The sequence below is a fragment of the Sulfurivermis sp. genome (genome assembly GCF_059410345.1).
The window spans coordinates 147,949-169,348 of sequence record NZ_JBLJDO010000006.1 but is presented as its reverse complement, the minus strand read 5'-3'; the positions used below and the strand labels follow the sequence as shown (position 1 = coordinate 169,348).

Here is a 21,400-nt window from a genome sequence, read left to right as displayed (position 1 = left end):
CCTGTTGCGATTGGAGGGAGTGGCGAGCCACTCCATGAGCATCCCCACGCTGGAAGTGGCGGCGGGGGAGTGTGTCTGTCTGTCGGGGCCGTCAGGCGCGGGCAAGAGCCTGCTGCTGCGCGCCATCGCCGATCTCGACCCGCACGAGGGGCGGGTGTGGCTGGATGGGCGCGAGGCGCGTGACTACAAGCCGTGGGAATGGCGCCGCGCGGTCGGCTTGCTGCCGGCGGAAAGCCAGTGGTGGCACGAGCGGGTGGGCGAGCATTTTGCGGAAGTGGACGAGGCGCGCTGGCAGGCCCTCGGCTTTGGCCGCGAGACGCTGGAGTGGCAGGTGGCACGCTGTTCCACCGGCGAGCGCCAGCGCCTGGCGCTTTTGCGCCTGCTGGCCAACAAGCCGCGCGTGCTGCTGCTGGATGAACCGACCGCTGCGCTGGACCCGACCGCGGTGCAGCGCGTCGAGGCCATGATCGCTGCCTACCGTGACGAACAGCAGGCCGCGGTGCTGTGGGTCAGTCATGACCCGGCGCAGATGCAGCGTGTCGCCAGCCGCCAGATCCGCATCGTCGCCGGCCGGCTGGAGGTGGCGGCATGACGAATTGGCAGGATAGACAATTCGCACGGCCGCAGGCCGCCCGCCAGGGTAAGGCACGGGGAGGTGCCTTATGAATGTCATCTCCCTGTCTCCCTTCGACCTGAGCCTGGCGGCTCTGCTGGTGCTGCTGCTGGCCGGCCTGTCTTGGCGCCTGCAACTGGCCATGGAGCGCAAGCTGCTCATCGCGGCGACGCGCACCACCGTGCAGCTCCTGCTCATCGGCCTGGTGCTCAAGGTGCTGTTCGACAACGCCCAGTGGTGGTGGGTGAGTCTGATGGCGTTGATCATGCTGCTGGTAGCGGGCCGCGAGGTAATGGCACGGCAGCAGCGTCGTTTCAGCGGCTGGCGCGGTTATGGTGTCGGTACCAGCGCCATGTTCGTGTCCTCGTTCACCGTCACGGTGCTGGCTCTGATGGTGATCATCGGCAACGATCCCTGGTACAAGCCGCAGTACGCCATTCCGTTGCTCGGCATGGTCCTGGGCAACACCATGAATGGCATCGCCCTGGGCATGGATCGCCTCACCAATGGCGCCTGGCAGCAGCGCGCCATAATCGAGGCGCGGCTGCTGCTGGGCCAGAGTGCCATGGAAGCGGTGAGCGACCTGCGCCGCGAGGCGATGCGCGTGGGCATGATTCCGATGATCAACTCCATGGCTGCTGCGGGCGTGGTCAGCCTGCCCGGCATGATGACCGGCCAGATCCTGGCCGGCACGCCGCCGCTGGAGGCGGTGAAGTATCAGATCCTGGTGATGTTCCTCATCACCGCCGGTACCGGCTTTGGCACCATGGTGGCGGTGTGGCGTGGCGCCCGCTGTCTGTTCGACGAGCGCGACCGCCTGCGTCTGGAACGGCTGTCCGGGGCGTGAGCGATCGGGGCAAAGGTTTGAGAGGGCCGGAAACGGAGGTTGTCATGGCTAAACGGATGATGTTCCTGTTGCTGCTCGGCTGGGCGTCGCTGGCATCGGCGTCGGGCGTCTACAAGTGGGTGGATGAGCAGGGGCGCGTGCATTACGGCGAGAAGCCGCCGGCACGGGTGCAGGCGCAGGAGGTGCAGATCAAGGCAGCGCCGCCGGAGGAGTCGCCGATCGAGGACGCCGAGGCGGCACGCAGCGACAATGCACAGCGCCTGTTGCGCGCCTTCGATGAGGAGCGCGCGCAGAAAAAGGAACAGCAGCAGAAGAGCCGGGAAGAGCAGGCTACGCGAGAGCGGCAGTGTGCCCTGGCGCGCGATCGTCTGCGGCGCTATCAGTCTGCCGGCAGCCTGTATGATCTGGACAAGCAGGGCAACCGCCGTATCCTCAGCGACAGTGAACGCGCCGCCTCGGAGCGGCGCGCGCAAGAGGATGTGGCGCGCTGGTGCAAGTAGCCGGATGGCGGCCGGAGATGGCCCCTGTGGTGTGCGGCAGAATGTGATCGTTGCCGTAGCGCTGTAGCGGGCCTACCGGATCTGCGCGAAGGCTTCCTTCATGAACGGCGGCAGGGCCAGCGCGCCCTGATGTACCTCGGCGCTGTAGTAACGGGTGGCGAAGGGTTTGGCGACGCTGTCCGCAATGCGGAACCCCTTGAAGGGATGCTTGGCGGCCATGGTGCAACTCCACCAGCCGGAGGGATAGACCGGCTGCGGGAAGTGCAGGGTTTGCACGTCGGCGTAGCCGGCGCCACGCATGGCCTTGTGCATGTCGGTGAGGATTTGCATGTTGAGCAAGGGTGACTCACTCTGCTGCACGATGATGCCATCCGCGCCCAGGGCCCGGTGGCAGTCGCGGAAGAAGGGTTCGGAAAACAGGCCGATGGCCGGCCCCACCGGATCGGTGCTGTCGACGATGATCACGTCGTAGCTGCCGGGGGTGGCGTCCTTCACCCACTGGATGCCGTCGGCGAAGTGCAGCTCGGCGCGCGGATCGCCATTGGACTCGCACAGTTCGGGAAAGAACAGCTCCGATGCCCGCGTGACGCCGGCATCGATGTCCACCTGCTGCACCTTTTCTACCTCCGGATGGCGCAGCACCTCGCGCAGCGTGCCGCAGTCACCGCCGCCGATGATCAGCACACGTTTCGGATTGGGATGGGTGAACAGCACCGGATGGGCCAGCATCTCATGATAGAGAAAATTGTCGCGCGCCGTGAGCATGATGTAGCCGTCGATGACCATCAGGTTGCCGAAGCCCTCGGTGCCGTAGACTTCGATCTGCTGGAACTCCGTCCGTTCCTCATGCAGCTTGCCGGTGATCCTGAGGGAGAAGGTAGAGCCGTCCGCGGTGGGATTTTCGGTGAACCAGTTCTTGTCGTCGAGGGCCATGGCTGTTCCGCGCTATTCAGTGTGTGAGTATTCGCCTATATTGTCTCCCGGTGGCGTGACATCTTCAACAGCGGCGGCGACAGCATGAGTGATTGGGATCAGGACAAGGCGCGCGAGACCTACGGCATTCCGCACTGGAGCAGCGGCTATTTCGATGTCAATGCCGCCGGCCATCTGATCGCACGCCCCGATCGCAATCAGGCCCACGCCGGTATCGATTGCTTCGAACTGGTCGGCAAGCTGCGCCAGGAAGGACTCACTCTGCCGGTCCTGGTGCGCTTTACCGACATCCTGCGCGATCGGGTCGATGTGCTGTGCCATGCCTTTCAGCGTGCCATGGTAGAGGATGACTATCGTGGCGGCTACACGGCCGTATATCCCATCAAGGTCAATCAGCAGCGCAGCGTGGTGGAGGAGATCCTGCGCCACGGTGGGCGCCGCGTCGGTCTCGAGGCCGGCTCCAAGCCGGAGCTGATGGCCGTGCTGGCCTTATCCGATCGAGAAGGTGGCACGGTGGTGTGCAACGGCTACAAGGACCGCGAATACATCCGTCTCGCCCTGATCGGTCTTCGCCTCGGTCTGCGCGTGTTCATCGTGGTGGAAAAAATGTCCGAGTTGGAGCTGGTGATCGAGGAGTCGCAGGCGCTCGGTATCGCACCCTTGCTCGGCGTGCGTGTGCGCCTGGCCTCCATCGGCGCCGGCAAGTGGCAGAACACCGGCGGCGAGAAGGCCAAGTTTGGCCTGTCGGCGGCGCAGATCCTGCGCGTGGTGCAGCGTCTGCAGGAGGCCGACATGATCGGCGCCCTGCAGATGATCCACTTCCACATGGGTTCCCAGGTGGCCAATATCCGCGACATCCAGCGCAGCATGCGCGAGTGTGCGCGGCACTACGCGGAATTGCGCGCCATGGATGTGGATATCCGCTATGTCGATGTGGGCGGCGGACTGGGTATAGATTACGAAGGTAGCCGCTCACGCAGCGATTGTTCGATGAATTATGGCGTGCAGGAATACGCCAACGACGTGGTGCATGCCCTGTGGGAAATCTGCGAGGAACAGAGCCTGCCCCATCCGCACATCATCACCGAATCGGGCCGCGCCATGACGGCGCATCATGCCGCCTTGTTCACCCAGGTAATCGACCAGGAGCGGGCCCCCGCACCGCGCGACGTGCCCCCGGCGGCGACGGACGAACCGGTAATCATCCACAACCTGTGGCAGGGACTGTGCAATGTGCGTGATGGTGGCAGCGCGCGCTCGTTGGTCGAGGGCTACCACGATGCGGTGTACTGGCTGGCCGAGGCGCACAGTATGTACCAGCACGGCGTCATCACGCTGGAGCAGCGCGCGCGCATCGAGGAGCTGTACTTCGCCATCTGCCAGCAGGTGCGCGCCCGGTTACAGCCTGGCGTGCGCGCCCACCGTGAGGTGTTGGACGACCTGAACGAGAAACTGGCCGACAAATATTTCTGCAATTTTTCCCTGTTCCAGTCGCTGCCCGATGCCTGGGGCATCGAACAGGTATTCCCCGTGCTGCCGCTGCATCGCCTGAATGAACAGCCGGTACGCCGCGCCGTGCTGCAGGACATCACCTGCGATTCCGACGGCCGTATCGACCACTACATCGATCACGACAGCCTGGAGACCACGCTGCCGGTGCACGGCCTGCGTCCGGGCGAACCCTATGTCATGGGTATGTTCCTGCTCGGCGCCTATCAGGAGATTCTTGGCGATCTGCACAACCTGTTCGGCGATACCGATTCGGTAAATGTCGAATTGCTGCCCGACGGCAGTTACCGGCTGTCCGCGCCACAGCATGGCGATACTGTGGATAAGGTATTGCGCTATGTGAATTACGATACGGCATTGTTGCGCAGCGCCTATCAGGCCAAGCTGGAGGCCGCCGAGTTGAGCGCGAGCGAACGCACAAGCTTTACCGATGCCCTGGAGGCCGGTCTCGCCGGCTACACCTATCTGGAAGAGTGAGCATGGCCGACGCCGTACGTAAATTCATGGCCGCCGACGCCGTGGCCTATATCGATACCTACCGGCGCCTGATCATGCATACGCCAGGCGAGATCACTGCGGCCAAGGAGCGTCTTCAGGACCGGATGCACGACATGAATCTGGTGCCGGCGCGGCTGTATGCCGAGCTGCGGGCCCATGAGCACGCTCTCAACTTCGTTCTGAAGAAACAGGAGCCAGGCATGGTGATCCTGGGCGATGCCAAGGATGGGGCTGAGAATGACGTCGCTACCGCTGCTCAGGATGAGGAGCGCAGAAAGCTGGAGGAAGAGGCCGCGGATCTACGCCGGCACCTGAAGCGTGCGGCACAACGGGAGCACGAACTGGAAGCCGAACTGGTCATGCAGGGGCAGGAGGTGGCAAGGCTGCAACGCAAGCTGGCGCAGACCTACAACTCCGTGGCCGTGGGCGGTGTAGCGGTCATTGTGGTGCTGGCAGTGTTGTTCGGCATCATCGCGTTTCGCGGCGGCTGACGCTGTCGTCAGCCGCCGCGCAAGCGTGGCAGGTGTAGCAAAATTCAAACCTTGAATACCGCCACCATGCCGCTCAGTTCCTCGGCCAGGCGCGCCAGCTCAGTGCTGGACGAGGCGGTCTGGGTGGAGGCGGCGGCATTCTGATCCGATACCGAGGCGATTTGTGTCACGTTGCGGTTGATCTCCTCGGCGACCGTGGACTGTTCCTCGGCGGCGGCGGCGATCTGCGCGCTCATGTCGGCGATGGTGGCCACTGAGCGAGTGATGGATTCCAGCGCATTGCCGGCGCGGGCCGCCATGGCCACGCCCTCCTCGGTCTTGCTCTCGCTGGCCACCATGGCCTGCACGGCCTGACGTGCGCCCGATTGCAGGCGCTCGATCATCGCCTGGATCTCCTGGGTCGACTGCTGGGTGCGTCCGGCCAGGGTGCGCACCTCGTCGGCCACCACGGCAAAGCCGCGGCCCTGTTCACCGGCACGGGCGGCCTCGATGGCGGCATTCAGGGCGAGCAGGTTGGTCTGTTCGGCGATGGTGCGGATGACGTCGAGTACCTTGCCGATCTCCTCGCTGTCATCACCCAGCTTGCGTACGGCGGCGGCGGCGCTGCGGATCTCTTCCGCCAGGGTGTTGATGGTGCGGACGGTGTCGCGCACCACGCCGTGGCCGGTGTGCGATTCTTCCTGCGCATTGCGGGTGGCGTCGGAGGTGGAGGCGGCGCTGCGCGCCACTTCCTGCACGGTGGCGCTCATCTGGTTGACGGCGGTAGCCACCTGATCGGTCTGCGCCAGTTGTTCGTTGATGCCCTGGTTGGTCTGCTCGCTGACGGCAGACAACTCTTCTGCCGCAGTCGCCACCTGGTGAGTGGAGCGCAATACGTTACCTACCAGTTCACGGAAGCGGCTGCCCATGGCATTGATCTGATCGGCAATGTGGCGGATCTCGTCGCGCGTATGCAGCGTCAGCTGGACGGTCAGGTCGCCACCGGCCATGCGATGGATGGCGTCCTTCAGATCGGCAATGGAGCGCAGCACCGCCATATAGAAGGCCGAGAAGATGTACACCATCGCCAGCAGTACCGATAGCATGACGGCCAGGGTCAGAGTTTTGATGTTGTTGTAGTCGGTGATGCGTTGGGTCAGCAGCTCATCCAACGTGGGGACGATGATATCGAACAGCCCGAAGACGGCATCGATGGCGCGGGTGCTTTGGTCGAATATCTCGGCGGCGGTGACGGTGACCTGATCCTTTTCCAGCATGCCGCTGATGAGGCTGGCATAGCTGGCCACGGTCCCCGTGGCCGCTGCGCCGGCCTGTTTCAGCTTGCCCGTCAGGGCCGGATTCTCCCGCATCGCAGTGTCCAGATTATATGCCAAGGCCTTTTCCGCCTCGCGGATGCGATCGACGCGGATCGCCAGTTGTGCCCAGGATTGCGGCGTGAAGGCATGCCGCGCCGCGACACCGGAGCCGATGGCGCGCGACTGACCCATGCCTTCGGTGAGTGCCGGCAGGCGCGCCACCATCAGGTCCATCAGGTAGTAGCTGTCCAGTTCCGGATCGAGGATCAAGTTGGAGGTGTCGGCGACATAGGTGATGAAATCGCGCAGGCCATCGATGAGAGCGGTGTGGCGCTCGAAGCTTTGCGGTGCGGTATAACCGGTCACCTCGCGTTTCAGTGTGGCCCACTCGCGCTCCAGGGTGGCGAGTTTGTCGCCGGTCTTGAGGGCGCCGCCCAGACGCTGATCGACGCTGCGCAGGTTGGCGAACTGGCTGTCGACGGTCGCCTGGCGCTGCTCCATGCGCTCGCGGAAGCTGGCGTCGCCGTTGAGAAAGGCCGCACTCATGCCACGGTGCTGCTGGATATCCTGGATCGGCTTGCGTAACTGGGCGATGTACTCGATGCCGAGCCGCTCCTGCTCCATGAAGCGGATGCGCTGGTTTACCTCGTTGATGAGGAAATAGCCCATCACCACCAGCGGCGCGAGGAAGATCACGCCGATGAGCAGGAATTTGTGGGGGTAACGCAAACGATTGAGCAGCCCGATGCCGGGCTTGAAGACCATGTCCATATTCCCCTCTCCTTGTTCAACAGCGCCGGCGCAGGCGCCGAATGCCGCTATCCCGATGGTGTACGTCTTCTGGTGGACGGCGGGATAAGCGGATTCTTTATAGCTCCAATCGGGAATAGGGGCAAGGGGAGAAAATTGATAAATATCAATAAATCAAAAGGTTAGGAGAAAATGTGACGGTGTTCGCACCAAGGGGGGGCATGAATTTTTTGTGACCCGTCGATTCTCTGTACCGTTTTGGCCACGGCAGGTCAGCTCTTCTCGCGCAACAGCATGAAGGGGATGTCGTGCTGCTTGAGGGTGCTGCGCACCTGATCCAGGCGGTTCATGTCGCTGAGGGGACCGACGCGCACGCGGTGCAGGGTGTTGTTGTCGATGGTGATCACCTGGATGGAGGAGACGATGCCGAGCAGGGCCAGCTCCGCCTTGCGGGCATCGGCGTCCTTCAGGGTGCGGAAGGCGCCCACCTGCACCACATAGCTGCCGGGGGCCACCGGGGCGGGCGGCAGGCCGCGCGCCGTGGGTTCGTTGTCGGGTACCGGCACTTCCATCTCTGGCAGCAGGGTGTAGAAGTCGTAGGCCAGCTTGCGCTCGTCCTTGGCCGGGGCGTCCGGGGCCTTGGGCGCGGCCTCCTTCTTTACGCTGCGCGTGTCCTTGGTCTCGGTCCTGGCCGGTGCGGGTTTTTCCACCGCCGTCTTGGCCGGCGCCGGCTTGGGCGTGGGCAGCTTCTCCAGCCAGATGAGGAAGGCCACCAGCAGACCGACGGCGAGGCCGGCCAGCAGCCACAGCCAGCCGGGGGCGCCGCCGCCCTTTTTGGCGGGGGCGCGCTTGGCCTGGGAGCGTTTCTTGTAGTCGCGGGTGGCCATGAAGCTACATGGTCTCCGGTGCGGACACGCCGAGCAGGGACAGACCGTTGCCGATCACCTGGCGCACGGCGCTGATCAGGGCCAGGCGCGCATCGCGCAGGCCGCTGTCGTCCACCAGGAACTGGTGTGCGTTGTAGTAGGTATGGAAGCCGTTGGCCAGTTCGCGCAGGTAGTGGGCCAGCTGGTGCGGCTCGTGGCTGAGTGCCGCCGCCTCCACCACCTCGGGGTAGCGGGTCAGCGCCTGAATCAACTCCTGTTCGTGCGGCTCGCTGAGCAGGTGCAGGTGTTTCAGTCCGGCAGCCTGATCGTAGGACAGGCCCTTCTCGCCCAGCTGGCGCATCACGGAACAGACACGGGCATGGGCATACTGGATGTAGTAGACGGGATTGTCGGCCGACTGTGACTTGGCGAGATCCAGATCGAAGTCCATGTGCTGTTCGCACTTGCGTAGCACGTAGAAGAAGCGCGCCGCGTCGTTGCCCACCTCGTCGCGCAGCTCGCGCAGGGTGACGAAGGAACCGGAGCGGGTGGACATCTGCACGCGCTCGCCGCCGCGGTAGAGGATGGCGAACTGCACCAACAGCACATCCAGCTTGGACGGGTCGTCGCCCATGGCCTGCAATGCAGCCTTCACACGCGGCACGTAGCCGTGATGGTCGGCGCCCCACACGTCGATGACGCGCTCGAAGCCGCGCTCCAGCTTTTCCATGTGATAGGCGATGTCGGAGGCGAAGTAGGTCTTCACGCCGTTGTCGCGTACCACCACGCGGTCCTTCTCGTCGCCGAAGGCGGTGGAGCGGAACCACAGGGCGCCCTCCTGCTCGTAGACATGGCCGGCGGCCTGCAGGCGACGGATCGCCTCGTCCACCTTGCCGCTTTCCACCAGCGTGCGCTCGGAATACCACTCCTCGTAAGCGACGCCGAACTCCTCCAGATCCTGCCTGATGTCGGCCAGGATCACGTTGAGGCCGAGGTCGAACACCTGGCGATAGGCCGTCGCGCCGAGCAGCGTCTTGGCGCGGGCGATGAGTTCGTCGATGTGCACTTCCTTGTCACCACCGGCCGGTTCGTCGGGGGAGATGTCCTGGAACACCGCACTCGCGGGATGGCGGAAGGCATCGCCATGGTCGCGGTGCAGGGTGGCGGCGATGTCCCACACGTAGTCGCCCTTGTAGCCGTTGACCGGGAAGGGGATGGCCTCGCCGCACAGGTCCAGATAGCGCAGCCACACCGAGGTGCCGAGGATGTCCATCTGGCGGCCGGCATCATTGACGTAGTACTCGCGGTGCACGTTGAAGCCGACCGCCGCGAGCAGGTCGGCGACGGTGGCGCCGTAGGCCGCGCCGCGGCCGTGGCCCACATGCAGCGGACCGGTGGGATTGGCGGAGACGAACTCCACCTGCACCCGCTTGCCATTGCCGAGAGTGGAACGGCCGAAGGCCGCGCCGCGTTCCAGCACCTCGCCCACCACGGCGGTGAAGGCCGCGGGGCTCATGAAGAAATTGATGAAGCCGGGACCGGCGATCTCCACCTTGCTCACCTTGGCGGAGGCCGGCAGCGCGCCAGTGATCAGTTCCGCCAGCTCGCGCGGCTTGCGTCGGGCAGCCTTGGCCAACGGCATCGCCACGTTGCAGGCGAAGTCGCCGTGGCTTTTGTCGCGGGTGTGCTCGATGACGATGGACTCGGGCAGCGCGCAGTCCAGCGTGCCATTGGCGCGCAGGGTGTCGAGGGCGGCGGTGATGAGCTGTTGCAGGTGGTGTTTCATGGGGTCAGGTACAAGAGCAAAGGAGGAAAGAGATCAAAGACGGGCCGGCGCGGTGAAGTATACAGATTCACCTTGTCTCTTGTCCCCGTTTGCCGCGGTACTCAGAACATCTCTCCTGGGTCCACATCCAGCGACCAGCGCACCTTGCGCCCGGTCTTCGCTTCCTCCAGTAGCGGCAGCCAGCGATCGAGCAGACGGTGCAGGGCGGCGCGGTTCCCTGCCTGTAGCAGCAGCTGGGCGCGGTAGCGGCCGGCGCGCCGTTCCATCGGCGCCGGGACCGGGCCGAGCAGCATGACGCCTGCGGGCTGGAGTCCCTCGGCCAGTTGCCGTGCTTCTTCCAGAAAGGCCAGCGGTACGGCGGCGCCTGGCGCCTCGGCGCGCAGCAGGGCGAGGAAGGAATAGGGCGGCAGTTCGGCCTGGCGGCGCTCGTCCAGCGCGGCGGCGGCGAAGGCGCCGTAGCCTTGCTCGATGAGCAGGCGCAGCAGAGGGTGATCCGGGTGGTGGGTCTGAATCAGCACCTCGCCGGGCCGTTCGGCGCGACCGGCCCGTCCCGCCACCTGCAGGATGAGTTGGGCCATGCGCTCGCCGGCGCGGAAGTCGGCGGAGAACAGTCCCTGATCGGCGTCGACGATGCCCACCAGGGTGACGTCGGGGAAGTGGTGGCCCTTGGCCAGCATCTGGGTGCCGATGAGGAGGCGCGCCTCCCCGCTGTGTACCCGTTCCAGCTTGGCCTCCAGGCTGCCCTTGCGGCGGGTGGCGTCGCGGTCGATGCGCTCGATGCCGATGTCCGGGAAGCGGGCGCGCAGCGCCTCCTCCACCCGCTCGGTGCCGTGGCCGATGGGACGTAGGTCGTGGCTGCCGCAGCCGCCGCACCGCTGCGGCACGGCCCGCTCGGTGCCGCAGTGGTGGCAGCGGATGCGTTTCTGACCGGCGTGGTAGGTGAGGTGGGCGTCGCAGCGGAGGCAGCTCGCCACCCAGCCGCAGTCGTGGCACAGCAGCACCGGGGCGTAGCCGCGCCGGTTGAGGAACAGCAGTACCTGGCCGCCGCGCTCCAGGTGGCGCGCCATCAGGCCGTACAGCGGCTCGCTGACGCCGCCGTCCAGGCGCTGGTGGCGGATGTCGAGCAGGCGCAGCTGCGGATGGATGGCGCTGCCGGCGCGCTCGGGAAGTTCCAGCCGGATGTAGCGGCCGGTGGCGGCGTTGGCCAGGCTCTCCAGGGCCGGCGTGGCGGAGCCGAGCACGATGGGTACGCCCGCCTTCTGCGCCCGCACCACCGCCACGTCGCGCGCCGAGTAGCGGAAGCCGTCCTGCTGTTTGAATGAGGGGTCGTGCTCCTCATCCACGATGACGAGACCGAGATGGGGCAGGGGCGTGAACACCGCCGAGCGGGTGCCGATGACGATGGGCGCCAGTCCGGCGCGGGCGGCGAGCCAGGCGTTGAGACGCTCGCCATCGGCCAGGCCCGAGTGCAGCACGGCGATGGGGACTGCGAAGCGATGGCGGAAGCGTTCCAGCAACTGCGGAGTGAGGCCGATCTCCGGCACCAGCACCAGGGTCTGGCGGCCGGTGGCGAGAGCCTGCTCGATGAGGCGCAGATAGACCTCGGTCTTGCCGCTGCCGGTGACACCGTCGAGCAGGAAGCCGACATACCGGCCGAAGGCGGCGGCGACGGTGTCCACCGCCCTCTGTTGCGCCGCGCCCAGCGGCGGCGGGGTATCCGTGGCCGCGCCCGCCTGCGGCAGGGCCGGGGTTTCCGCCACGGCCACCCAGCCCTTTTTCTCCAGTCCCGCCATGGCCCCTTGCCAGCCCTCCACCTCGGCCAGCTGGTCGCCTCCCGCCGGGGCGGCGAGGCGTTGCAGATGCGCGAGCAGGGCCGCCTGGCGCGGAGCGCGCCTGAGCTGGGCGGGATCGGCGCTGCGGCCGGCCTCGGTCAGGGCGTAGCGGCGCAGGCTGCGCGGCTGCGCCGGCTCGCCCTGGCGCAGGGCCACGGGCAGGGCGGCTGCCAGGACCTCACCGATGGGATGGTGATAGTAAGTGCTCGCCCAGTCGAGCAGCTCCAGGATGTCGGCAGGCAACAGCGCCTCGCTGTCCAGCACCTCCGCCACCGGCCGCAGCTTGTCGCTGGACACGTTGCTGTGCTCGGCGGCGCCGAGGACCACGCCCACCAGCGGACGGTTGCCAAAACGGACACGTACCCGGCAGCCGGGTGCCACGGTCGCGGCTGGGGCGAGGTAGTCGAAGCGGCGCCGCAATGGCGACGGGATGGCGATGTGGAGCACGGGGCGGGGCATGGGCGGAGTTTACCGAAGGCGGGGCGGGGAAAGCAGACGGATTGCATCGCCACGCGAAAGGCGGCTGTAGTTAGCGGCGCTGTTTGAGGGGGAATCTGCGAAATATCGGCTAACTCCTTGTGCCGCCAGCGGAAGACGGATTATCCACAAAACCTGTGGATAACTTTGTGGATGAGTTGGGGTAAATGGGTCCTAGGCCGCGCCACTGCTACAGTTTTGTTAAACTGGCGAGAATTTGACCGTCCACAAAAATGTATTGATATCAATGCGTTACTTGTTATTGCCGGGTGCTTATGGAGTAAGCAGGAAAAGATGCGGGGGCTGTTGTTACCGCCCTGTTGACTGTGCATAAAAATTCTGCATGGGCCTGAAACGGGGCTTGTCGGGCGGGGGTGGCTGTGTTATCGGCGTCGCTGCGACAGGTGGCCCAGCCCCAGTCCCGCCTGCTGGACGAAGTGTTTGAAGCTCTCGAAGCTCTCCTCGTCCAGGGGGCGCTCGCTGAGGGCGCGGTCGCAATAAAACAGGCCGATGGCACTGCCGTTGACCATGATGGGGGCAACGAAAAACGGGGCCCGCCCCACTGCCTCGGCCAGCTGGGGTGTCTGCCAGCGGCGCTGTTCGGCCCGTTTGGCAGGGTCGAACCAAAGGGCGACCGGCTTTTCCAGCAGGTGCAAGAAGAGGTTCTCCTCCTGCGGGCGGCGATCGAAGTGGAAGGCGCCCATGAGGGCCTCCCGTTCGCCGCCCAGGGCGAACTTGGCGCGCAGGCCGCGCCGCTCCGGTGTGTACAGGGCGAACAGGGTGCGATCCATGCCGGCGCCGCGGTAGATGCCTTCCAGTACCAGCTCCAGCACCAGGTTGAAGTCCGATTTGGGGTCGTCCAGCAGCAGGGCCAGCTCGCGCAGGATGCGCAGTTGCAGCATGCCGTCCGGCTCCGGGTACTCCGGGACGTTGAGTTCCTCCTCGCTCACCACCTGTTCGCCGCGCGGCAGGGGGATCACCGCAGCGGCGGCGGCGGCACCGTAATAGCCGGCGATGCGGGCCGCGTCACGGGCATTCTGATGCAGGTTGGTGCTCACGGCCTTGTCGCTCTGGCCGGTCATCTTGGCCAGGTCCAGGGTGAGTTGCAGGACCTTGGGGCTCTCCCAGCCCTTTTCCGCCGCCCGCGCCAACTGGTGGCAGAGGGTGATGTTGCGGATGCGCGCGTCCTGGCTGTCGGGATTTTTCAGGGTGGCAATGAGCAGGTCGTTGATGCGCCACTCCTTGACCAGGCTGGCGGTAAGCTGGCGCAGGTGGAAGCCGAGCACCTCCATTTCGGCCTGTTCCGGTGTGATGCCGGGCTGACGCAGCAGGGTATCCAGGCGGTCGCCGGCCGGGCCGCCGAAGCACCAGAAGGCCAGGTCGCCCAGGCGGTAGAGCAGGGCGGCGATGAATACCTCTTCCGGCGACTCGTCCTCGCGCGCCATGGCGATGGTGCGGGCCTGCACGGCGGCATGGATGGCGCGGGCCAGTTCGCGGGTGAGGCGGTCGCGCGGTGCGCCCTGTACGAAGGAGTCCACCAGGGCGATGGACAGGCACATGCTGCGCACGGTGGTAAAGCCCAGCACCACCACGGCGCGGCTGATGGTGCTGATTTGCTGGATGTGGGGGTTGTAGTAGACGCTGTTGGCCAGTTTGAGCACGCGTGCCGTCATGGAGGCGTCCTGCAGGATGACGCGGGCCAGTTCGGCGGTGGAGGCGTTCTCATTTTCGGCCACGCTCACCACCTGTTGCACGGTGTGCCCGAAGATGGGCATCTCCTCTTCGCTGATGCGACGGACCCATTCGTCCAGGGAGCTGCGTTTGGCGGATTTCAAAGAGGGTGTCCGGAAAGGTTGAGATTTGTCATGCAGTATACACAAGGAAACCCCGCCGCAGAGGACCGCCTTCCGGTGGCCATCGACGGCCGATGCGGGGCTTTAGCGCTCCGTGCCCGGCGCCGGCAGGCCGTCGATGCTGAGCGCATTCTTCTGCCGCCGGTACTCCGCCATGCCGTCCTCGCCCTTGTTGCGCGCCCAGGCCAGCAGCTCCTCGCGTTGGCCGCGATAGTCCAGCAGCGGCACGCCGGCACCGCAGGAGGTCTGCACCCGTTCTACCGCCAGGCGCACGATCTGACGTACGCCGGGGAAGTCCCCAAAGCGCGGCCGTAGTTCCGCCCAGGCGGGGCTGCCGGGCAGCACCACCTCGCCGTGGCCGTACAGGCGCAGGATGCGCGGCGGGCCGCTGAAGGCACAGAACATCACCGTCAGGCGGCCATTCTCCGCCAGGTGGGCGGCGCTTTCATTGCCGCTGCCGGTGAGGTCGAGCCAGGCCACCTCCAGCGGGCCGAGCACGCGGAAGGTGTCCAGGCCGCGCGGTGACAGGTTGACGTGGCCGTCGGCGGCCAGCGGCGCGGTGGCGTTGAAGAACAGGGGCTGGGCCGCCATCCAGGCGGCGAGCTCGGCGTCGATTTCAGGCAGTACTTTGGCCATGTTGTTTAACCACGGAGGAGACGGAGGGTACGGGGTCATTGTTACCACACAATCGTACTGCATGGGCAGAGCGGCTTTTCTGCGTGCCCGCCGTGGCTCAACGCGTTTCGCCGTATAATCGCCGCTTTGTTTGGGGCGGGCACGATGGCCAAGGCAGAAAATTCGACGGGACCACGGGTACTGGTGATCCGCTGCGGCGCGGTGGGCGACACCGTGCTGGCCAGCTGCGTGCTCGATCCGATCCTGGCGCGCTGGCCCGATGCCCGTATCGAATGGCTGGCCACGCCGGGCTCGGCGGCCTTGTTCGGCGCCGACCGGCGCATTGCCCGGGTGCATTGCCTCAAATACCGCAAGCTGCCCCTCTGGCTGTCGTCGGTGAAACGCGCCCTGGTGCGCAGTTCGCGCCGTGACCCTTATGCCCTGGTGCTCAATCTGGAGTGCGCTGCCTACATGCACCGCTTCGCCCATGCGTTGCGGGCAGAGCGGGTGGTGGGCTATGGCGATGGCGCCGAGTGGCAGGACCGGCACGGGGTGGAGAATCATCGCGCCGTGCTGGCGGTCGCCGGCTTCGAAGCCGCGGGTGCCCTGCCGCATCTGGTTCCGGCCGCGCCGCCCGCCGGCCTGCCCGTCCGTTTCGTGGTGCTGCATCCGGGCAACAGCCACAGCGGCGGCAGTCGGGTGAACATCCGCGCCTGGCCCACGGCGCGCTGGGTGGAGCTGAACCGCCGCCTGACTGCCGCCGGCATTGCCACGGTGATCACCGGTGCGCCCACCGAGGCGGCGCTGGCCGCCGAGGTGGCGGCGGGCGGCGGCCTGAACCTCGCCGGCCGCACCGACCTGCCGGCCATGGCCGGGGTGATGGCGCGGGCCGAATTGTTGGTGTGCACCGATACCGGTCCGGTCCACATCGCCGCCGCTGTCGGCACCGTCGTGCTCGGTCTGTACGGCCCGACACGGCCGACACAGACAGCGCCCTATGGCGCGCCGGGGCAGGTGCAGCTGATTCGTCACGACATCGAGTGCGGCCCCTGCTACGGCACCCCGCGCCACAAGACCTGCACCGACAACCGCTGCATGCAACTCATCACGGTGGACGAGGTGTTCGACGCGGTGCTGCGGCGCTGGCAGGCGGCTGCATGAGTGCGGCATTGTGGGAGGGCATAGCCTCTGCCATCGGCCGCGCCAGTGGTGCGCCGTGCGTGTTGCGCGGCCAGCGCAGTGTCGGCGGCGGTTGCATCAACAGCGCCTATGAGGTCGATGACGGCGCGCGCCGCTGGTTCGTCAAACTCAATGCGGCCGACCGGCACGACATGTTCGCCGCCGAGGCGGATGGGCTGAACGAGATCGCGGCCACGCATACGGTGCGCGTACCGCAGCCGCTGTGTCATGGCGTTGCTGCGGGGCAGGCGTTTCTGGTGTTGGAGTGGCTGGATCTGTCGGGACAGGGTGCGCAGGAGACGCTGGGGCGACAACTGGCGGCCATGCACCGGGTGGTGCGTGAGGAATACGGCTGGTGGCGCGACAGCACCATCGGCTCCACGCCGCAGCCCAACGAACAGAGCATGGACTGGATGGAGTTCATGTGCGAACGGCGCCTGGGCCATCAGCTTGACCTGGCGGTAAAGGGCGGCAACAGGCGGCTGCACCGGCGCGGCGAGGAACTGCTCGATCGCATGCCCGACCTGTTCAGCGGCTACACGCCGCAGGCGTCGCTGCTGCACGGCGATCTGTGGTCGGGTAACTACGCCGTGACCGCCACCGGCGAGCCGGTGATCTTCGACCCGGCGGTGTACTATGGCGACCGCGAGGCGGATATCGCCATGACGGAGCTGTTCGGTGGCTTTGGTCCCGGCTTTTATGCCGCCTACAACGCGGCCTGGCCGCTGGATGCGGGCTACCGGGTGCGCAAGACGCTGTACAACCTGTACCACGTGCTCAATCACTATCACATGTTCGGCGGCAGCTATGGCAACCAGGCGGAACGCATGATCGACCAACTGCTCAGTGAGCTGCGCTGACATGGCCAACGACACCTCCCACATGTATCCGCCGCCGTTGCCGCGCGAGTTTCTTGCGCCGCGCTATTGGGGCATCTGGCTGGGCCTGGGTCTGCATGCGCTGTTGGGCATGCTGCCGACGCTGTTGCGGCGCGGCCTCGGCGCATGGCTGGGTACGCAGTCATACCGCCGCAACGCCAAGCGCAGCGGCATCGCCCGCCTCAATCTGGCCTGGTCGTTCAATCACTGGGATGCTGCGCGGCGCGAGGCCGTGCTGCGCGCGAGCTTCCGCTCCCAGGGCGCCGCGCTGGCGGATTTCGGCCTGTTCTGGTGGGCCAGCCGGCAGCGATTTTTTTCCCGCATCGTCATCGAGGGTGAAGAGCATCTGGCGCAGGTGCTCAGCGAAGGTGGCCGGGCGATCCTGGTGACGGTGCACTCCCACGGCATGGACTTCGGCGGCATCGCCCTATCCGGTCGCTGGCCGCTGGTGACCTACGCCAACCGCATGCGCAATCCGCTCATCGAATGGCTGATGGCGCACCGGCGCACCCGTTTCGGTTGCCGGCTGTATACCCGCGAAGAGGGCATGCGCCCGGTGATCCGCGAGGTGAAGGCGGGGCGGGTGTTCTTCTACCCGGTGGACGAGGACGGCCACGGCGGCGAGGCGGTGTTCGCGCCCTTTTTCGGCGTGCCCAAGTGCACGCTCACCGCGCCGTTCCGTCTGGCGCGGTTGTGCAACGCGCAGCTCATTCCCTGCACCACTTATTACCGCGCCAGCGACAAGCGTTATGTGGTGCAGATCCTGCCGCCGCTGCACGGCGTGCCGAGCGGCGATCACGTCGCCGATGCCGGGCGACTCAACGCGGCCTTCGAGGAGCTGGTGATGCTGGCGCCGGAGCAATATATGTGGGGCCAGCGCCTGTTTCAGACGCGGCCGGATGGGGGCGAGCGGCCGTACTGAAGTCGGAAAGGTATTAAGGGGTATGAACCGTCCGAAAGGACATACCCATGCATTACCGAGCCGCCATGACCATCATGATCGTAGCCAGTCTGTGGCCGTCGGCAGTTTACTGAGATCGCTGCCTCAATACAGTGGTGCCTCGCCCTCCGGCCGGGTGCGGAAGCGTTTGTAGGCCCACTGATACTGTTCCGGCGCGATGCGCACGCACTGTTCCACCCCCTGATTGAGCGCGGTGACGGCGGTAATCATATCGTCGCTGGCGATGCCTGTCGGCGCCGGCAGAAAGTGCAGGCAAAAGCCGCGGCCGCGGGGCAGACGTTCGGCGAAGGTGTACACCACCGGGGCACTGCTTTTGTGCGCCAGACGCGGCAGCAGGGTCATGGTCTTGGCCGGGATGCCGAAGAAGGGGGCGAAGGCACCGGCCTCGTCGCGCGGATCCTGATCCGGCAGGATGCCGATTAGGCCACCGCGCGACAACGCCTGATACAGGGCGCGCACGCCGCGGGCGTCGGTGGGCACCAGGGTGGCGCCGAGGCGTTCGCGGGCACCGCGGATCAGTTCTTCCAGTGCCTGCTTGCGCGGCGGGCGGTACAGGCTGGTGATGCCATAGCGCGTCAGGTACAAGCCGCACAGTTCCCAACTACCCAAATGTGGCGATACCGCGATGACCCCCCTGCCGCCAGCCAGCGCTTGTTCCATCAGTTCCAGCCCGCGCACCTCGCGCACCAGCCCTAGCACGCGTTCCCCCGGCGCCAACCACAGTAGCGGTGTCTCCAGCAGCGCCTTGCCGGTTTCGATCAGGGTGCTCCGCGCCAGCGCATTGCGCGCTGCGCGATCCCATTGCGGAAAGCACAGTTCCAGATTGCGCAGCGTAACGGCCTTGTTCGGATTGGGCACGAGCCAGGACAGCCAGCCGAGAAAGGCGCCGATGCCATGCAGCCAAGGCAGCGGCAGTCGCACCACCAGGCGCAGCAGGAATAGTGCAAGCGGATGCACGACTACATGCCGTCCGTGTCGCCGTCCTCGACGGCATCGCGGCCATCGACACGCTCGCCCATCAGCGGGCGCATGGTGTGCAGCAGGTTGCGGAACAGGTGCTTGAAGCGAGCCTCTTCACCAAGCAACAACTGTTTCATGTGTTCGCGCTCGGTGGGCATGTCGAAACAGGCCGGGCAGTTCTCCGGCACGATGGGCAGTTCCGCGGCGGCCGCAAAGGCGGCGGTCTGCCGCTCGCGCACGTAGACCAGCGGCCGGATCACGCGCAGGTCGCCGGCGTCGATGGTGTAGTGGGCCTTCATGGTGCGCAGCTGGCCACGGTGCATGGCCGACATCAGGAAGCTCTGCGCCAGGTCGTCCAGGTGCTGGCCCAGGGCGATGACGTTGTAGCCCTCGCGCCGCGCGGTGCTGTAGATGATGCCGCGCTTCATGCGCGCGCAGAAGGCGCAGAAGGAAAAGCCGGGATCGCTGGCGTGCTTGGTGGCGTCGTCCATGATCGGCTGTTCCTGGAAGAAGTAGGGTACGCTCAGCTCCGCCAGGTAGGGTTTCAGGGCCGCCGGATTGAAGGCCGGAATCTGCGGGTCGACGGTGATGGCGCCCACCTCGAAGTGTACCGGCGCAGCGCGTTGCAGGTGGCGCAGCACATGCAGCAGCGACAGCGAGTCCTTGCCGCCGGACAGGCCGAGCAGGATGCGGTCGCCCTCGCGGATCATGCCGTAGTGGGCGATGGCCTGGCCGACCAGGCGCAACAGGGATTTGGGGGGCTTGATGTTCATGGCGCGGATTTTACGCCATTCCCGCCCGGCGCGGGCAGGTGCTAGGATGGCGCATCCCATAACCATCAAGGAGTCCCCCATGGAAGGTTTCGCCACATTCGTGCTGTTCCTGCTCGCGCTGGCCGTGGTGCTGGTGTTCCTCGGCGTCAAGTCGGTGCCACAGGGCATGGAGTACACGGTGGAGCGCTTCGGCCGTTACACCCGCACGCTGGAGCCGGGGCTGCACTTCATCGTGCCGGTGATCGACCGCCTGGGCGCCAAGATGAACATGATGGAGACGGTGCTCGATGTGCCGTCGCAGGAGGTGATCACCAAGGACAACGCCATGGTGCGGGTGGACGGTGTGGTGTTCTTCCAGGTGCTCGATGCCGCCAAGGCCGCCTATGAGGTGAACCAGCTGCAGCTCGCCATCCTCAACCTCACCATGACCAACATCCGTACCGTGATGGGTTCCATGGATCTGGACGAATTGCTGTCGCAGCGCGACAAGATCAACGCTCAACTGCTGCATGTGGTGGATGACGCCACCACGCCGTGGGGTGTGAAGGTGACGCGCATCGAGATCAAGGATATCTCGCCACCGCGCGACCTGGTGGATTCCATGGCGCGGCAGATGAAGGCCGAGCGCGAAAAGCGCGCCTCGATCCTGGAGGCCGAGGGCCACCGCCAGGCGGCGATCCTGCGCGCCGAGGGCGAGAAGCAGTCGGCCATCCTCGAAGCGGAGGGCAAGCGCGAGGCGGCCTACCGCGAGGCGGAGGCGCGCGAGCGCCTGGCGCAGGCCGAGGCCAAGGCCACCTTCATGGTGTCCGAGGCCATCGCCAAGGGCGATATCAACGCCATCAATTATTTCGTTGCCACGAAGTATGTGGAGGCCCTGCAACACATCGCCGCGGCCGACAACCAGAAGGTGGTATTCATGCCGCTGGAGGCCTCCGGCGTGATCGGCGCCATCGGCGGCATCGCCGAGCTGGCCAAGAACTCGTTGGCGCAGCAGCAGACCAAGCGGGGCTGAGGCCATGGACGACATGTTCCAGCAGCTCAATCACTGGCACTGGTGGATCCTCGCCGTGCTGTTCGTGGTGTTGGAGGTGTTCACCCCCGGCACCTTCTTCCTGTTCATGGCCATCTCCGCCGCCGTCATCGGCGGCGTGGCGCTCATCGCGCCGGGGTTGGGCTGGGAGTATCAGGTACTGGGTTTTGCCGTGCTGGCCGTGGTCGCCACCGTGCTGGGGCGTAATTACCTGAAGAGGCGTCCCATCCATACCGACCGGCCCACGCTCAATCGCCGCGGCGCCCAGTATGTCGGCCGCACCTTCACCCTGGAAGAGCCCATCGTCAACGGCCAGGGCAAGATCCACGTGGACGATTCGACCTGGAAGATCAACGGCGCCGATTGCGCGGCGGGCAGCCGGGTGAAGGTCACCGGTGTGGACGGCACGGTATTGCAGGTGGAAGTGGTCTGATGGGCTGGAATTATCTTCTGCTGGCCGGCCTCTTCGAGCTGGGATTTACCACCAGCCTCAAGATGTCGGAACAGTTCACCCGCCTCGGGCCGACACTGTCGACCCTGCTGTTCGGCGGCATCAGCTTCTGGCTGCTGTCCAAGGCGATGCAGACCATACCGCTGGGCACCGCCTATGCGGTGTGGACCGGCATCGGCGCCTTCGGCACCGCCATCATCGGTATCCTGTTCTTCAAGGATCCGCTCACCTTCTGGCGCGCGTTCTTTCTCTGCACGCTCATCGGCTCCATCGCGGGTCTGAAATTCATCGCCCACGATTGAG

General features: G+C 65.7%; 20 protein-coding genes. 11 read left to right on the top strand and 9 right to left on the bottom strand.

The window, feature by feature from the left end:
• Window positions 1-34: 34 nt before the first annotated feature.
• The 3 genes from ACMV8A_RS07450 (at window position 35) to ACMV8A_RS07440 (ending at window position 1,960) form a co-directional block, all read left to right on the top strand.
• Entirely contained in the window at window positions 35-592 is a 558-nt protein-coding gene (locus tag ACMV8A_RS07450; RefSeq protein WP_495325131.1) for an ABC transporter ATP-binding protein, read from the top strand.
• Window positions 593-662: 70 nt separating this feature from the next.
• Window positions 663-1,460, top strand: coding sequence for an ABC transporter permease (locus tag ACMV8A_RS07445; RefSeq protein WP_495325130.1), 798 nt, complete (start codon window positions 663-665; stop codon window positions 1,458-1,460).
• Window positions 1,461-1,504: 44 nt separating this feature from the next.
• Window positions 1,505-1,960 (top strand): DUF4124 domain-containing protein, encoded by a 456-nt coding sequence (locus ACMV8A_RS07440; RefSeq protein ID WP_495325129.1) that lies wholly within the window; start codon window positions 1,505-1,507, stop codon window positions 1,958-1,960.
• A gap of 72 nt (window positions 1,961-2,032) precedes the next feature.
• On the opposite strand, the gene speE is transcribed toward ACMV8A_RS07440, so the two are convergent.
• Entirely contained in the window at window positions 2,033-2,893 is an 861-nt protein-coding gene (gene speE / locus ACMV8A_RS07435; RefSeq protein ID WP_495325128.1) for a polyamine aminopropyltransferase, read from the bottom strand.
• Between the two features lie 84 nt (window positions 2,894-2,977).
• On the opposite strand from speE, the gene speA reads away from it, so the two are divergent.
• Together speA and ACMV8A_RS07425 are read left to right on the top strand one after the other, a co-directional pair.
• Window positions 2,978-4,879, top strand: a complete 1,902-nt coding sequence (gene speA, locus ACMV8A_RS07430) for a biosynthetic arginine decarboxylase (protein ID WP_495325127.1) — start codon at window positions 2,978-2,980, stop codon at window positions 4,877-4,879.
• A 2-nt stretch (window positions 4,880-4,881) separates the two neighbouring features.
• On the top strand, window positions 4,882-5,391 hold the full coding sequence (locus ACMV8A_RS07425; protein ID WP_495325126.1) for a hypothetical protein: 510 nt from the start codon (window positions 4,882-4,884) through the stop codon (window positions 5,389-5,391).
• A gap of 44 nt (window positions 5,392-5,435) precedes the next feature.
• On the opposite strand, the gene ACMV8A_RS07420 is transcribed toward ACMV8A_RS07425, so the two are convergent.
• The 6 genes from ACMV8A_RS07420 to ACMV8A_RS07395 form a co-directional block, all read right to left on the bottom strand.
• Complete coding sequence (locus ACMV8A_RS07420; protein ID WP_495325125.1) at window positions 5,436-7,457, bottom strand: methyl-accepting chemotaxis protein; 2,022 nt, start codon at window positions 7,455-7,457, stop codon at window positions 5,436-5,438.
• Between the two features lie 251 nt (window positions 7,458-7,708).
• The gene (locus tag ACMV8A_RS07415; RefSeq protein ID WP_495325124.1) at window positions 7,709-8,323 is read right to left on the bottom strand and encodes an SPOR domain-containing protein; all 615 of its coding nucleotides are present in this window, start codon (window positions 8,321-8,323) and stop codon (window positions 7,709-7,711) included.
• A gap of 4 nt (window positions 8,324-8,327) precedes the next feature.
• A complete protein-coding gene (argS, locus tag ACMV8A_RS07410; protein WP_495325123.1) occupies window positions 8,328-10,088 on the bottom strand; it encodes an arginine--tRNA ligase in 1,761 nt (586 codons plus the stop codon).
• Window positions 10,089-10,189: 101 nt separating this feature from the next.
• The gene (locus tag ACMV8A_RS07405; protein WP_495325122.1) at window positions 10,190-12,379 is read right to left on the bottom strand and encodes a primosomal protein N'; all 2,190 of its coding nucleotides are present in this window, start codon (window positions 12,377-12,379) and stop codon (window positions 10,190-10,192) included.
• 401 nt (window positions 12,380-12,780) lie between these two features.
• On the bottom strand, window positions 12,781-14,232 hold the full coding sequence (locus ACMV8A_RS07400) for an HDOD domain-containing protein (protein ID WP_495325121.1): 1,452 nt from the start codon (window positions 14,230-14,232) through the stop codon (window positions 12,781-12,783).
• Between the two features lie 102 nt (window positions 14,233-14,334).
• Window positions 14,335-14,886 carry a pyridoxamine 5'-phosphate oxidase family protein gene (locus tag ACMV8A_RS07395; RefSeq protein ID WP_495325120.1) on the bottom strand — a complete coding sequence of 184 codons (552 nt, stop codon included), beginning with the start codon at window positions 14,884-14,886 and terminating at the stop codon, window positions 14,335-14,337.
• Between the two features lie 144 nt (window positions 14,887-15,030).
• Here ACMV8A_RS07395 and ACMV8A_RS07390 point away from each other — a divergent pair, with 144 nt between their 5' ends.
• From ACMV8A_RS07390 to ACMV8A_RS07380, 3 genes are read left to right on the top strand one after another with little or no spacing between them, the layout of a single operon-like run.
• On the top strand, window positions 15,031-16,026 hold the full coding sequence (locus tag ACMV8A_RS07390; protein WP_495325119.1) for a glycosyltransferase family 9 protein: 996 nt from the start codon (window positions 15,031-15,033) through the stop codon (window positions 16,024-16,026).
• Window positions 16,023-16,904 carry a fructosamine kinase family protein gene (locus ACMV8A_RS07385; protein WP_495325118.1) on the top strand — a complete coding sequence of 294 codons (882 nt, stop codon included), beginning with the start codon at window positions 16,023-16,025 and terminating at the stop codon, window positions 16,902-16,904. The genes ACMV8A_RS07390 and ACMV8A_RS07385 overlap by 4 nt, the downstream gene beginning before the upstream one ends.
• Window position 16,905: 1 nt before the next feature.
• Entirely contained in the window at window positions 16,906-17,844 is a 939-nt protein-coding gene (locus ACMV8A_RS07380; protein WP_495325117.1) for a lysophospholipid acyltransferase family protein, read from the top strand.
• Between the two features lie 123 nt (window positions 17,845-17,967).
• On the opposite strand, the gene ACMV8A_RS07375 is transcribed toward ACMV8A_RS07380, so the two are convergent.
• Together ACMV8A_RS07375 and ACMV8A_RS07370 are read right to left on the bottom strand one after the other, a co-directional pair.
• The gene (locus ACMV8A_RS07375) at window positions 17,968-18,840 is read right to left on the bottom strand and encodes a lysophospholipid acyltransferase family protein (protein ID WP_495325116.1); all 873 of its coding nucleotides are present in this window, start codon (window positions 18,838-18,840) and stop codon (window positions 17,968-17,970) included.
• 2 nt (window positions 18,841-18,842) lie between these two features.
• Window positions 18,843-19,616 (bottom strand): tRNA 2-thiocytidine biosynthesis TtcA family protein, encoded by a 774-nt coding sequence (locus tag ACMV8A_RS07370; protein WP_495325115.1) that lies wholly within the window; start codon window positions 19,614-19,616, stop codon window positions 18,843-18,845.
• A 79-nt stretch (window positions 19,617-19,695) separates the two neighbouring features.
• Between ACMV8A_RS07370 and ACMV8A_RS07365 the strand changes: the two genes are divergently transcribed.
• The 3 genes from ACMV8A_RS07365 to ACMV8A_RS07355 are packed head-to-tail and all read left to right on the top strand — an operon-like array spanning window position 19,696 to window position 21,399.
• Window positions 19,696-20,628, top strand: a complete 933-nt coding sequence (locus ACMV8A_RS07365) for an SPFH domain-containing protein (protein ID WP_495325148.1) — start codon at window positions 19,696-19,698, stop codon at window positions 20,626-20,628.
• Between the two features lie 4 nt (window positions 20,629-20,632).
• Window positions 20,633-21,079, top strand: coding sequence for an NfeD family protein (locus ACMV8A_RS07360; RefSeq protein ID WP_495325114.1), 447 nt, complete (start codon window positions 20,633-20,635; stop codon window positions 21,077-21,079).
• Window positions 21,079-21,399, top strand: coding sequence for a DMT family transporter (locus ACMV8A_RS07355; protein ID WP_495325113.1), 321 nt, complete (start codon window positions 21,079-21,081; stop codon window positions 21,397-21,399). Before ACMV8A_RS07360 ends, ACMV8A_RS07355 begins: the two co-directional genes overlap by 1 nt.
• The last annotated feature ends 1 nt before the right edge of the window (window position 21,400 follow it).